Origin of the sequence: Mycobacterium sp. GA-1285 (assembly GCF_001499905.1) — a bacterium.
GTDB lineage: Bacteria > Actinomycetota > Actinomycetes > Mycobacteriales > Mycobacteriaceae > Mycobacterium.
On the sequence record NZ_LQIS01000003.1, the window covers coordinates 152,877 to 167,015 of the forward strand.

Annotated in this window: 6 protein-coding genes; all 6 read left to right on the forward strand. The window is 66.2% G+C overall.

Annotation, left to right across the window (positions count from 1 at the left end; genetic code table 11):
* The first annotated feature begins 13 nt into the window (after window positions 1–13).
* The 6 genes from AU193_RS03485 to AU193_RS03510 all read left to right on the forward strand — a co-directional run bounded on the left by AU193_RS03485 (window position 14) and on the right by AU193_RS03510 (window position 14,065).
* Window positions 14–2,254 carry a molybdopterin-dependent oxidoreductase gene (locus tag AU193_RS03485; RefSeq protein ID WP_256364323.1) on the forward strand — a complete coding sequence of 747 codons (2,241 nt, stop codon included), beginning with the start codon at window positions 14–16 and terminating at the stop codon, window positions 2,252–2,254.
* A 58-nt stretch (window positions 2,255–2,312) separates the two neighbouring features.
* The gene (locus AU193_RS03490; protein WP_064420944.1) at window positions 2,313–4,262 is read left to right on the forward strand and encodes an alpha/beta hydrolase; all 1,950 of its coding nucleotides are present in this window, start codon (window positions 2,313–2,315) and stop codon (window positions 4,260–4,262) included.
* A 400-nt stretch (window positions 4,263–4,662) separates the two neighbouring features.
* Window positions 4,663–8,148: a DNA-directed RNA polymerase subunit beta gene (locus AU193_RS03495; RefSeq protein ID WP_371259131.1), complete on the forward strand. Its 3,486-nt coding sequence runs from the start codon at window positions 4,663–4,665 to the stop codon at window positions 8,146–8,148.
* Between the two features lie 52 nt (window positions 8,149–8,200).
* Entirely contained in the window at window positions 8,201–12,157 is a 3,957-nt protein-coding gene (locus AU193_RS03500) for a DNA-directed RNA polymerase subunit beta' (protein ID WP_064420946.1), read from the forward strand.
* A 133-nt stretch (window positions 12,158–12,290) separates the two neighbouring features.
* Complete coding sequence (locus tag AU193_RS03505; protein WP_064420947.1) at window positions 12,291–13,286, forward strand: calcium/sodium antiporter; 996 nt, start codon at window positions 12,291–12,293, stop codon at window positions 13,284–13,286.
* A 26-nt stretch (window positions 13,287–13,312) separates the two neighbouring features.
* Window positions 13,313–14,065: a deoxyribonuclease IV gene (locus tag AU193_RS03510; RefSeq protein ID WP_064420975.1), complete on the forward strand. Its 753-nt coding sequence runs from the start codon at window positions 13,313–13,315 to the stop codon at window positions 14,063–14,065.
* Window positions 14,066–14,139 lie beyond the last annotated feature (74 nt).

The window sequence follows — 14,139 nt, forward strand, 5'->3', positions numbered from 1 at the left end:
AAAGACGCCTCGTATCGAAAAGACGACGTTCTGCCGGATCTGCGAGCCGCTGTGCGGCATGATCGCGACCGTCGAAGACGGCCGGCTGATCGAGTTGCGCGCCGACAAGGCTCATCCCGTCTCGGCGGGATTCGCGTGCCCGAAGGGCATCGCCTTCACCGAAGTCGTCAACGATCCCGACCGGGTCACCACGCCGCTGCGGCGGTGTGCCGGAAGTGACGGCGGCTTCGAACCCGTCAGTTGGGATGAGGCGATGTCCGACATCGCCGCCCGGCTCACCGACATCCATCGCAGGCACGGTGCGGGTGCGATCGGCTGGTATTTCGGCAACCCGGGCGCGTTCAGCTACTCCTACACGCTGAGCCTGACCATGCTGATGGGCGGGTTCGGTCTCGGTCTGCTCGGCGGCCCAGGCCGTAGCCTGCACGTGTTCACCGCAGGCTCGCAGGACGTGAACAACCGCTTCGTCGCCAGTCAGTTGCTCTACGGGTCGCCGCTCGCGCTGCCCGTACCCGATGTGCTGCGTACCGACTTCCTCGTGGTCATCGGCGCCAACCCGGTCGTCTCGCACGGCAGCGTGCTGACCGCGCCGCGGATTCGGGACCGCATGCACGACATCGTCAAGCGCGGTGGCCGCGTGTTGGTCATCGACCCCCGCAGGACCGAGACCGCCGCACAGTTCGAGTGGCTCGGCATCGTTCCCGACGGCGACGCCTACCTGCTGCTGTCCCTGCTGCAGGTGATGTTCGGCGAGAACCTGGCCGACCGCCGACGACTCGCCGAGCAGGCCGACGGCGTCGATTGGCTCGAGCGGCTTGCCGCGCCGTTCAGCCCGGTGGTCACCCAGCCGCACACCGGGATCGCCCCCGACACCGTCCGCGCGCTGGCCCGCGACCTGGCCGGCACCGAACGGGCCGCGGTGTACGGCCGTGTCGGCACCAGCGTCGGCGAGAACGGAACGCTGACGACGTACCTGCTGGACGCCGTCAATCTGGTGGCCGGCAATCTCGACGTGCCCGGCGGCAGCATGTTCGGGCGGCTGGGCGTGCCGGGGGAGCGGTGGTTCAACAAGGTCGGCGGTGCACTGCTGCGCGCCCTCTACACGCGCAAACGGTCACGCATCGGGGGGTTCCCCTCCGTCCTGGGTTCCGAACCCGCGGGCGTCATGGCCAAGGAGATCACCACGCCGGGACGCGGGCAGGTCAGGGCGCTGTTCGTCGGCGCGGGCAACCCGGTGCTTTCCGTGCCCAACGGGGACGAACTCGAGAGCGCGCTGAACTCCCTGGAGCTGATGGTCGGTATCGACCTCTATCTCAACGAGACGCTGGCGCACTGTGACTACGTGCTGCCCGCGACGTCGATGTACGAGCGTGACGACTTTCCGCTGCCGTTCCAGACGCTGCAACCCACGCCGTTCCGCCAGGCCACCGAGGCCGTCGTCGCGCCGGTCGGGCAGGCCCGCCCTGAGTGGGAGATCGTCGACGAGCTCACCGCCAGGATGTGGCGGTCGACGCCCGGCCTGGCGATGCTTGCCGGCGCGCGAAAGGTGTTGTCGGCGTTCGGGGTTCGGCTCAGTCCGCGGATGCTCGTTGATGCCGTGATCCGGTTGGCGGCGGGCGGCGACCGGTTCGGCCTGCGGCGGGGCCTCAGTTTCTCCAAACTCACCGCGAACCATCCGCACGGCACCGTGCTCGCCGACCATCTGCGGGCCGGCGTGCTCCGCGACGTCGTCGTCTACCGCGGTCGCCGGGTGCGTCTGCGCCACGACGAGATCGCAGGCGAAGTCGACAAGCTGTCGCGGCGCCGCATGGCCGACGGCTATCCCATGCGGCTGATCGGCATGCGCGAAACACGCTCGGAGAACTCGTGGATGCACAACTCGCCGCTGCTGATGCGCGGTGAGCGTTCGCACCGAGCGCGCATGCACGTCGACGACGCGGCCGCCGCCGACATCGTCGACGGCGACACCGTGCGGATCACCTCACCACACGGCCAGATCGAGCTGCCGGTCATCGTCACCAAGGACATCGTGGCCGGAGTGATCGCGGTGCCGCACGGTTGGGGACACAAGGGCACGGCCGGATGGCGTCTTGCCAACGACGCATGCGGCGCCAACGTCAACCGATTGATGTCCAGCGATCCGGCCGACATCGAGAGCCTGGCCGGGATGGCCCGGTTGACCGGTGTCCCGGTGCGCGTGGAGCGGGTCGCGTCGACAGCCGTGCAACCTGAGCACGCGCAAACTTTCGCATAAGGCCGATTCGCGGCCAGCAAACCCGTTATCTTTCTCCCGTCGTCGAGCGGGAGAAGTCATGGCCGACCGGTTCCTGATGTGGTTGAGAGCGGGTGTCGTCACCGCGGGATTGTCGGCGGCACTGCTCGCCGGAGCGGGTGCGGCGGTCGCCGATGACGGCTCAACTTCAGATGCCGGCGGGACGACTTCCTCCGGGTCGTCGAAAACCACTGACAGCGCCAAGGATTCGATCGGTAGCGAGTCACCGGCCGCGGCCGGTGCCCGCGCCTCGACCGCGACCACCACCCGCACGACCGGTGGCGCGCCGCGCACCCGCGTCGGCGCGAAGACCCCCGACGAGGCGAAGGAAGCCGAGGGTTCCGCCGCCACCGGTTCAGCAGGCCGCAGCGATGACCGGAAACGACGCGCTTCGAACCCCGAGGAGTCCCAGGGGCCAATAGATGAGGACGCCGCAATAGGCGTCGACGAGGCAAAGGACATCGAGCCGAAGGACGTCGAGGCCGGGGATACCCAAGTCATCGATGACGCCGTGACCGAGGCCCCCGCGATCGACGCCGGGGTGATCGAGGAGGTCGTCGGGAAACCCCGCTCGGACCGTGATCGCGCGGCTGCTCAGGCGGCGGTGGTCTCGCCGAATGCCGTCACGGTCACATCGGACAACGACGACACCACCGTGCGTGCCGAAGCAGACAATGCCGCGAAGAAGGTCGCCATCGGTATGGAGACCGGCGACGCGGTCGGGCCGACCGCCACCGAAGGACGGACGGTGGTGGACCTCGAACAGCCGGTCGCGGACATGGTCGAGACCACGGAGGAGTTCGGTGTTCAGGCGGTGGCCTTCGCGTCGGCACCACCGGCGGCGACCACCGCGACGGCGCCCCAGATCCCCATCATTCTGCGCATGATCGGCACGATCGTGTTCGACCTCTATGCCGTCGCGACCCGACTCCTGGGCGGTCCGCCGATGCTGCCGCCCAACAGCACCGTCACCGTGCGCTCCTCGACGCTCCGCATCGATTGCGCGTGCGCGGAAGGTGAAGGCAAGGAAGTGCCCGCGGACTGGTACATCCCCGAGACGCAGGATGGTGTGCCCCCGGACCGGCTGATCTATCTGCAACACGGCTTCCTCGCCAGCGCCCCGTGGTACAGCCACACCGCCGCCGCATTGGCAGAACGCACCAACAGCATCGTGGTCGCGCCGTCGATCAGCTCGAATTTCTTCGCCCTCGACGGTTGCTGGCTCGGAGGTGCGCCGATGCACGAGGCGATGGCGGGACTGTTCCTCGACGAGAACTCCGCGTTGAAGGAAAGCGCAGAAGCGGCTGGCTACTACGGCCCGATCCCGGAGCGCGTCGTGCTGATGGGTCATTCGCTCGGTGGCGGCGCGGTGTCCGGCATGGCCGGCTACATGGCCGACGACGAGCGCATCGAGAGGCTGGCCGGGGTGGTCCTGCTCGACGGCGTGGCCCTGGGCGGTCCGTCCCGGATGACCGAATCGCTGAGAAAGGTGCCCCTCGACATCCCGATCTATCAGCTCGCCGCGCCGGTCTACATGTGGAACAACTTCGGTTCCGGTCTCGACGCGCTGGCGGCCGCGCGGCCGACGGGGTTCATCGGCGTGACGTTGGTCAACGGCTCGCACGTCGACGCCATGAGGGGCGGCAATCCGCTCATCCAGTTCGCCCAGGAGCTGGTCGCCGGCTTCTCGCGGCCCGAGAACGCCGCCGCGGCGCAGATGCTGATGGTCGGCTGGGTCAACGACATGTTCGCCGGTGAGCAGACCAACGGCATCTACCTGGAGCGCGGCGAGCAGTACAGCTTCGACACCCCGGCGGGCAAGGCCACAGTCGTCGCGCTGCCCAACACGCTGACCAAGCCGTTCCTGCTGAACTTCCTCAAGCCGTTCATGTCGTTGGCCGACGGCTTGTTCACCTTGGATCCGGTCTGCGTCCGCCAATCGGTCGGGCCGGCCGGGGCCGGGCAGTGCAGCAACACGATCGCGGCCTGAGCGCAAAACTCCACAACAACCCGTGTTATCTCTTGACGGGAAGCCGCCGAGGGGCCAATCTGTTCTGCAGCAATGTATGGACGGATGAGAAGGATCGAGTCGCCAGCCAGCGCCCCGATGCGTGCCATACATGCGGTTGGGTTGTGGATGTTTCGCGGATGTTGAGGAATACGCCGTCCTGCGGTACTGTTGGACGTTGCGCTGGCTGCATCCTGCCCACCTAAACCCGCACCTGACACCGATGTCCTAGCCTGAGCCCAGCTCAGTGATCTAGTCGCGTGCCGTGCGTCCGGGAAGTTCGTGGTCGTGAGTGGCCAGCCGAACCGACGCAGATATCGCGGCGAAACGGACCGGTGGTCTACCGGGACGATAGTCGCATGAGGTGCTGGAAGGATGCATCTTGGCAGGGTCCCGCCCAAGCAAGACAGCAGAAGCTACTAAAAACTCCGTCCCAGGAGCACCAAACCGAATTTCCTTTGCAAAGCTCCGTGAGCCCCTCGAGGTTCCCGGGCTACTTGATGTTCAAACCGAGTCCTTCGAATGGCTGATCGGGTCCGAGGCCTGGCGTGAAAAGGCCAAGGAGCGCGGCGAGGAGAACCCCGTCGGTGGCCTCGAAGAGGTGCTCTCCGAGCTGAGCCCGATCGAGGACTTCTCCGGCTCGATGTCGCTTTCCTTCTCCGATCCGCGCTTCGACGAGGTCAAGGCGCCCGTCGACGAGTGCAAAGACAAGGACATGACGTACGCGGCGCCGCTGTTCGTCACCGCCGAGTTCATCAACAACAACACCGGTGAGATCAAGAGCCAGACGGTCTTCATGGGCGACTTCCCGATGATGACCGAGAAGGGCACGTTCATCATCAACGGCACCGAGCGTGTCGTGGTGAGCCAGCTGGTCCGCTCGCCGGGCGTCTACTTCGACGAGAGCATCGACAAGTCCACCGAGAAGACGCTGCACAGCGTCAAGGTGATCCCCGGCCGCGGCGCGTGGCTGGAGTTCGACGTCGACAAGCGCGACACCGTCGGCGTGCGCATCGACCGCAAGCGCCGTCAGCCGGTCACCGTGCTGCTCAAGGCGCTCGGGTGGACCAACGAGCAGATCACCGAGCGCTTCGGCTTCTCCGAGATCATGATGAGCACGCTCGAGAAGGACAACACCGCGGGCACCGACGAGGCGCTGCTGGACATCTACCGCAAGCTGCGCCCGGGCGAGCCGCCGACCAAGGAGTCCGCGCAGACCCTGCTGGAGAACCTGTTCTTCAAGGAGAAGCGCTACGACCTGGCCCGCGTCGGCCGCTACAAGGTCAACAAGAAGCTGGGCATCACCGAGAACCCGGCGCAGACCACGTCGACCACGCTGACCGAAGAGGACGTCGTCGCCACCATCGAGTACCTGGTGCGGCTGCATCAGGGCGACAAGACGATGACCGTCCCGGGTGGTGTCGAGGTCCCCGTCGAGGTCGACGACATCGACCACTTCGGCAACCGTCGTCTGCGCACCGTCGGCGAGCTGATCCAGAATCAGATCCGGGTCGGCCTGTCGCGCATGGAGCGCGTCGTGCGCGAGCGCATGACCACTCAGGACGTCGAGGCGATCACGCCGCAGACCCTGATCAACATCCGTCCGGTCGTGGCGGCGATCAAGGAGTTCTTCGGCACCAGCCAGCTGTCGCAGTTCATGGATCAGAACAACCCGCTGTCGGGTCTGACCCACAAGCGCCGCCTGTCGGCGCTCGGACCCGGCGGTCTGTCCCGTGAGCGTGCCGGCCTCGAGGTGCGCGACGTGCACGCGTCGCACTACGGCCGCATGTGCCCGATCGAGACGCCGGAGGGACCGAACATCGGCCTGATCGGCTCGCTGTCGGTGTATGCGCGGGTCAATCCGTTCGGCTTCATCGAGACGCCGTACCGCAAGGTCAAAGACGGTGTTGTCACCGATGACATCGAGTACCTGACCGCCGACGAGGAGGACCGCCACGTTGTGGCGCAGGCCAACTCGCCGATTGACGAGAACGGCCGCTTCGTCGAGGAGCGCGTCCTGGTCCGCCGCAAGGGCGGCGAGGTCGAGCAGATCTCGTCCAGCGAGGTGGACTACATGGATGTCTCGCCGCGCCAGATGGTGTCGGTCGCGACGGCCATGATCCCGTTCCTCGAGCACGACGACGCCAACCGCGCCCTGATGGGTGCCAACATGCAGCGCCAGGCGGTTCCGCTGGTGCGCAGCGAGGCGCCGCTGGTCGGCACCGGTATGGAGTTGCGCGCCGCGATCGACGCCGGTGACGTCGTCGTCGCCGACAAGGCCGGCGTGATCGAGGAGGTCTCGGCCGACTACGTCACGGTGATGGCCGACGACGGCACCCGGCACACGTACCGGATGCGCAAGTTCGCGCGCTCGAATCACGGCACCTGCGCCAACCAGCGTCCGATCGTCGACGCCGGCCAGCGGGTCGAGGCGGGCCAGGTCATCGCCGACGGGCCGTGCACCGAGAACGGTGAGATGGCGCTGGGCAAGAACCTGCTCGTGGCGATCATGCCGTGGGAGGGTCACAACTACGAGGACGCGATCATCCTCTCCAACCGCCTGGTCGAAGAGGACGTGCTGACCTCGATCCACATCGAGGAGCACGAGATCGACGCCCGCGACACCAAGCTGGGCGCCGAGGAGATCACCCGGGACATCCCGAACGTCTCCGACGAGGTGCTGGCCGACCTCGACGAGCGCGGCATCGTCCGCATCGGCGCCGAGGTCCGCGACGGCGACATCCTGGTCGGCAAGGTCACCCCGAAGGGTGAGACCGAGCTGACCCCGGAGGAGCGGCTGCTGCGTGCGATCTTCGGTGAAAAGGCGCGCGAGGTCCGCGACACGTCGCTGAAGGTCCCGCACGGTGAGTCGGGCAAGGTCATCGGCATCCGCGTGTTCTCCCGCGAGGACGATGACGAGCTGCCCGCCGGCGTCAACGAGTTGGTCCGCGTCTACGTCGCGCAGAAGCGCAAGATCTCCGACGGCGACAAGCTGGCCGGACGCCACGGCAACAAGGGTGTCATCGGCAGGATCCTGCCCGTCGAGGACATGCCGTTCCTGCCCGACGGCACGCCGGTGGACATCATCCTGAACACCCACGGTGTGCCGCGTCGTATGAACATCGGTCAGATCTTGGAGACCCACCTCGGGTGGGTGGCCAAGAGCGGTTGGAAGATCAACGGTTCGCCCGACTGGGCGAGCGCGTTGCCCAAGGAGCTGCTCGAAGCCGAGCCGGGAAGCATCGTCTCGACACCGGTGTTCGACGGTGCCCGCGAGGCGGAGCTGCAGGGTCTGCTCGGGTCGACGCTGCCCAACCGCGACGGCGAGACGCTCGTCGACGAGGACGGCAAGGCGATGCTGTTCGACGGTCGCAGTGGCGAGCCGTTCCCGTATCCGGTGACGGTGGGCTACATGTACATCCTCAAGCTGCACCACCTGGTGGACGACAAGATCCACGCTCGCTCCACCGGCCCGTACTCGATGATCACCCAGCAGCCGCTGGGCGGTAAGGCGCAGTTCGGTGGCCAGCGGTTCGGTGAGATGGAATGTTGGGCCATGCAGGCCTACGGCGCGGCGTACACGCTGCAGGAGTTGTTGACCATCAAGTCCGACGACACCGTCGGCCGGGTCAAGGTGTACGAGGCGATCGTCAAGGGCGAGAACATCCCCGAGCCGGGCATCCCCGAGTCGTTCAAGGTGTTGCTCAAGGAACTGCAGTCGCTGTGCCTCAACGTCGAGGTGCTGTCGAGTGACGGCGCCGCGATCGAAATGCGCGACGGCGACGACGAGGACCTGGAGCGCGCCGCGGCGAACCTGGGAATCAACTTGTCGCGCAACGAATCTGCCTCTGTTGAAGATCTTGCGTAGATCTGGCCTTGTAGGAATTTGTTACTAATCCCGAAAGGGGAAAGGGAGTTACGTGCTAGACGTCAACTTCTTCGATGAGCTCCGCATCGGTCTGGCCACCGCTGACGACATCCGTCAGTGGTCCTACGGCGAGGTCAAGAAGCCGGAGACCATCAACTACCGCACGCTGAAGCCGGAGAAGGACGGCCTGTTCTGCGAGAAGATCTTCGGACCGACTCGCGACTGGGAGTGCTACTGCGGCAAGTACAAGCGCGTCCGCTTCAAGGGCATCATCTGTGAGCGCTGCGGCGTCGAGGTGACTCGCGCCAAGGTGCGCCGTGAGCGGATGGGTCACATCGAGCTGGCCGCGCCCGTCACGCACATCTGGTACTTCAAGGGTGTGCCCTCGCGCCTGGGCTATCTGCTCGATCTGGCGCCGAAGGATCTCGAGAAGATCATCTACTTCGCCGCCTACGTGATCACCGCCGTCGACGACGAGATGCGCCACAACGAGCTGTCGACGCTCGAAGCCGAGATGGCCGTGGAGCGCAAGGCCGTCGAGGATCAGCGCGATCTCGATCTGGCCGAGCGGTCCCAGAAGCTCGAGGCCGACCTGGCCGAGCTGGAGAAGGAAGGCGCCAAGAGCGACGTGCGCCGCAAGGTGCGCGACGGTGGCGAGCGCGAGATGCGCCAGATCCGCGACCGGGCCCAGCGCGAGCTGGACCGGCTCGAGGAGATCTGGAACACCTTCACCAAGCTGGCACCCAAGCAGCTCGTCGTCGACGAGGTGCTCTACCGGGAACTGCAGGACCGCTACGGCGAGTACTTCACCGGTGCGATGGGTGCCGAGGCCATCAAGAAGCTCATCGAGAACTTCGACATCGAGGCCGAGGCCGAGGAGCTGCGCGAGGTCATCCGAAGTGGCAAGGGGCAGAAGAAGCTTCGCGCACTGAAGCGGCTCAAGGTGGTCGCGGCGTTCCAGCAGTCTTCCAACTCGCCGATGGGCATGGTGCTCGACGCGGTTCCGGTGATCCCGCCGGAGTTGCGCCCGATGGTGCAGCTCGACGGTGGCCGGTTCGCCACGTCGGACCTCAACGATCTGTACCGCCGCGTGATCAACCGCAACAACCGGCTCAAGAGGCTGATCGATCTCGGCGCGCCCGAGATCATCGTCAACAACGAGAAGCGCATGCTTCAGGAGTCGGTGGACGCGCTGTTCGACAACGGCCGCCGCGGTCGTCCGGTCACCGGACCGGGCAACCGTCCGCTGAAGTCGCTGTCGGATCTGTTGAAGGGCAAGCAGGGTCGGTTCCGTCAGAACCTGCTCGGTAAGCGTGTCGACTACTCCGGCCGTTCGGTCATCGTGGTCGGCCCGCAGCTCAAGCTGCACCAGTGCGGCCTGCCCAAGCTGATGGCGCTCGAGCTGTTCAAGCCGTTCGTGATGAAGCGTCTGGTGGATCTCAACCACGCGCAGAACATCAAGAGCGCCAAGCGGATGGTCGAGCGTCAGCGTCCGCAGGTGTGGGACGTGCTCGAAGAGGTCATCGCCGAACACCCGGTGCTGCTGAACCGCGCACCGACACTGCACCGCCTCGGTATCCAGGCCTTCGAGCCGCAGCTGGTGGAGGGCAAGGCGATTCAGCTGCATCCGCTGGTCTGCGAGGCGTTCAACGCCGACTTCGACGGTGACCAGATGGCCGTGCACCTTCCGCTGTCGGCGGAGGCGCAGGCCGAGGCACGCATCCTGATGCTGTCGTCGAACAACATCCTGTCCCCGGCGTCGGGTCGACCGTTGGCCATGCCGCGTCTGGACATGGTGACCGGCCTGTACTACCTGACGACGATGATCGAGGGCGACACCGGCGAGTACATGCCGTCCGCCAAGGATCAGCCCGAGACGGGTGTGTACAGCTCGCCCGCCGAGGCGATCATGGCGATGGACCGCGGTGCGCTGTCGGTGCGGGCGAAGATCCGCGTGCGGCTGACGCAGCTGCGTCCGTCGGCCGATCTGGAAGCCGAGCTGTTCCCGGAAGGCTGGAAGCCCGGTGACGCCTGGACCGCGGAGACCACTCTGGGTCGGGTGATGTTCAACGAGCTTCTGCCGCACGGCTATCCGTTCGTCAACGAGCAGATGCACAAGAAGGTCCAGGCGCGGATCGTCAACGATCTCGCCGAGCGCTACCCGATGATCGTGGTCGCGCAGACCGTCGACAAGCTCAAGGACGCCGGCTTTTACTGGGCCACCCGGTCGGGTGTCACCGTGTCGATGGCCGATGTGCTCGTGCCGCCGCAGAAGCAGGAGATCCTGGACCGCTACGAGAAGGAAGCCGACCAGATCGAGAAGAAGTACCAGCGCGGTGCTCTCAACCACGACGAGCGCAACGACGCGCTGGTCAAGATCTGGCAGGACGCCACCGAAGAGGTCGGCGAGGCGCTGCGGGCGCACTACCCGAAGGACAACCCGATCATCACGATCGTCGACTCGGGTGCCACGGGTAACTTCACGCAGACCAGGACACTGGCCGGCATGAAGGGTCTGGTGACCAACCCGAAGGGTGAGTTCATCCCGCGGCCGATCAAGTCCTCGTTCCGCGAGGGCCTGACGGTGCTGGAGTACTTCATCAACACCCACGGCGCCCGAAAGGGTCTGGCGGACACCGCTCTTCGTACGGCCGACTCGGGTTACCTGACCCGCCGTCTGGTCGACGTTTCGCAGGACGTCATCGTTCGCGAGACGGACTGCGAGACCGAGCGCGGCATCACCGTCACGCTGGCCGAACTGCAGGGCACCGGCAAGGACGCGACCTTGGTGCGCGATCAGCACATCGAGACGTCGGCCTACGCGCGAACGCTGGCCACCGACGCCGTCGACGCCAAGGGCAACGTGATCGTCGAGCGCGGCCACGACCTGGGCGACCCGGCGATCGAGGCGCTGTTGGCCGCGGGCATCACCGAGGTGAAGGTCCGCTCGGTGCTGACCTGCGCCACGGGCACCGGCGTGTGCGCGATGTGCTACGGCCGCTCGATGGCGACGGGCAAGCTCGTCGACATCGGCGAGGCCGTCGGCATCGTCGCCGCACAGTCCATCGGCGAGCCCGGCACGCAGCTGACCATGCGCACGTTCCACCAGGGCGGCGTGGGTGAGGACATCACCGGTGGTCTGCCCCGCGTGCAGGAGCTGTTCGAGGCCCGTATCCCGCGGAACAAGGCGCCGATCGCCGACGTCACCGGCCGGGTGCGCCTCGAGGAGGGTGAGCGCTTCTACAAGATCACCATCGTTCCCGACGATGGTGGCGAAGAAGTGGTGTACGACAAGCTCTCTCGTCGTCAGCGCCTGAAGGTGTTCAAGCACGACGACGGCACCGAGCGGCTGCTCGCCGACGGCGACCACGTCGAGGTGGGCCAGCAGCTGATGGAGGGTGCTGCCGACCCGCACGAGGTGCTGCGTGTCCAGGGCCCCCGCGAGGTGCAGATCCACCTCGTCAAGGAGGTTCAGGAGGTCTACCGCGCTCAGGGTGTGTCGATCCACGACAAGCACATCGAGGTCATCGTCCGGCAGATGCTGCGTCGCGTCACGATCATCGACTCGGGCTCGACGGAGTTCCTGCCCGGTTCGCTGACCGAGCGTGGCGAGTTCGAGACCGAGAACCGTCGGGTTGTCGCCGAGGGCGGCGAGCCCGCGGCCGGTCGTCCGGTGCTGATGGGTATCACGAAGGCGTCGCTGGCCACCGATTCGTGGCTGTCGGCGGCGTCGTTCCAGGAGACCACCCGCGTGCTCACCGATGCGGCGATCAACTGCCGCAGCGACAAGCTGCAGGGTCTGAAGGAGAACGTGATCATCGGCAAGCTGATCCCGGCCGGTACCGGTATCAACCGCTACCGCAACATCCAGGTTCAGCCGACCGAAGAAGCCCGCGCTGCGGCGTACACGATTCCGTCCTACGAGGATCAGTACTACAGCCCGGACTTCGGCCAGGCCACCGGTGCCGCGGTGCCGTTGGACGACTACGGCTACAGCGATTACCGCTAGCAGTCAACGGAAAGGCCTCCGGGTTTCGACCCGGGGGCTTTTTCGTGCCCGAGGATTGCGCCGAACGTGGGTTACCCGCACGTCCTGCGCGGGTTGTCCGTGACACGAGCCCACACTGGGCGGTGAGGATCTGATGCTGGCGAACACCGCGTGGTTCCTGTTCGGGCTGGGCGCGTTGATCGTCGGCGCGGAGGTGATGGTCCGCGGCGGGGCCGAAGTCGCGGTGCGACTGGGCATAAGTCCGATCGTCATCGGGCTGACGGTGGTCTCGATCGGGACCAGCATGCCGGAACTGGCAGTCGGTGTGGTCGCGGCGAGGGAGGGCAGCGGCGCGCTGGCGGTCGGCAACATTGCCGGCACCAACGTCGTCAACGTGCTGCTCATCCTCGGCCTCAGCGCCGCGCTGGTGCCGTTGACGTTGCAGTCGCGAACCATTCGATTCGAGCTGCCGATCATGGCCGTGGCGGCGTTGCTGATGTGGGTGTTGGCCGCGGACGGCGTTCTTACGCGTGTCGACGGCGCCATTCTGGTCGTCTGCGCATTTCTCTACACCGCCGCGGTGATCTGGTCGGCCCGGCGCGAATCCCACGCTGTCGCTGTTGAATTCGCGGCCGAGCTGGCCGCCGAGTACGCGACCGAGGAGGTCGGCGCCGTGGCGATAAAGCGTCGTCCCACCTCGACCAGTGTCGCGATGACGTTGGGCGGCATCGCCGTTGTGGTGCTGGGAGCCGACTGGCTTGTCGACGGGGCGGTCGGCATGGCCCGTCAGTTCGGCGTCTCCGACGCGCTGATCGGCTTGACGGTCGTCGCGATCGGCACGTCGGCACCGGAGCTGGTGACCACCATGATCTCCACGATCCGCGGTGACCGGGACATCGCGATCGGCAACCTGATCGGCAGCAGTATCTACAACATCCTGCTCATACTGGGCGTGACCTGCCTGGTGCCGGCACAGGGTCTGACGCTGCCGTCCAGCCTGGTGACGATCGACCTGCCGATCATGTTGATCGTGGCGCTGGTCTGCATCCCGATCTTCATCTCCGGGCGACGCGTCTCGCGTAGCGAGGGCGTCGCGATGGTCACCGCGTACGTGGGCTACTTGATCTTCCTGCTGGCCACCCAGACGTGACGGTGGGGGTCACTACACTCGGCGTCGTGCTAATCGGTTCTCATGTCCACGGTGACGATCCGCTCGCTGCGGCACAGGCCGACGGTGCGGAGGTCGTGCAGTTCTTCCTCGGCAACCCGCAGAGTTGGAAGAAGCCGAAGCCGCGCGAGGACGCCGACGTGCTCAAGGCGTCGAGCATCCCGCTGTACGTGCACGCGCCGTACCTGATCAACGTCGCGTCGGCCAACAACCGGGTGCGTATCCCGTCGCGCAAGATCCTGCAGGACACCTGCGACGCGGCCTCCGAGATCAACGCGACGGCGGTCATCGTCCACGGTGGGCACGCCGACGACAAGGACTGGGAAGCCGGCTTCGAACGCTGGGTCAAGGCGCTCGACTACCTCGAGACCGATGTGCCGGTGTACCTGGAGAACACCGCGGGCGGCGATCACGCGATGGCCCGCCACTTCGACGTCATCGCCCGGCTGTGGGACCACATCGGGGACAAGGGCATCGGGTTCTGCCTGGACACCTGCCACGCCTGGGCCGCCGGTGAGGCGCTGATCGACGCCGTCGACCGCATCAAGGCCATCACCGGTCGCATCGACCTGGTGCACTGCAACGACTCGCGTGACGCCGCTGGGTCCGGCGCCGACCGGCACGCCAACTTCGGCACCGGTCAGATCGACCCGCAGCTGCTCGTCGCGGTCGTCAAGGCGGCCGATGCGCCGGTGATCTGCGAAACCGCCGACGAGGGCCGCAAGGACGACATCGCCTTCCTGCGCGAACACCTCGACTAGGGCGTGTCTGACAAAGGTTTCGGGTGTTGTGCCTGAGGCTTGAGGGATGTCGCGATTTGAGTTGTTGTCTGATG

Coding starts and splice junctions, on each gene's coding strand:
- AU193_RS03490 (WP_064420944.1), top strand. CDS start 2,313: ATGGCCGACCGGTTCCTGATGTGGTTGAGAGCGGGTGTCGTCACCGCG.
- AU193_RS03505 (WP_064420947.1), top strand. CDS start 12,291: ATGCTGGCGAACACCGCGTGGTTCCTGTTCGGGCTGGGCGCGTTGATC.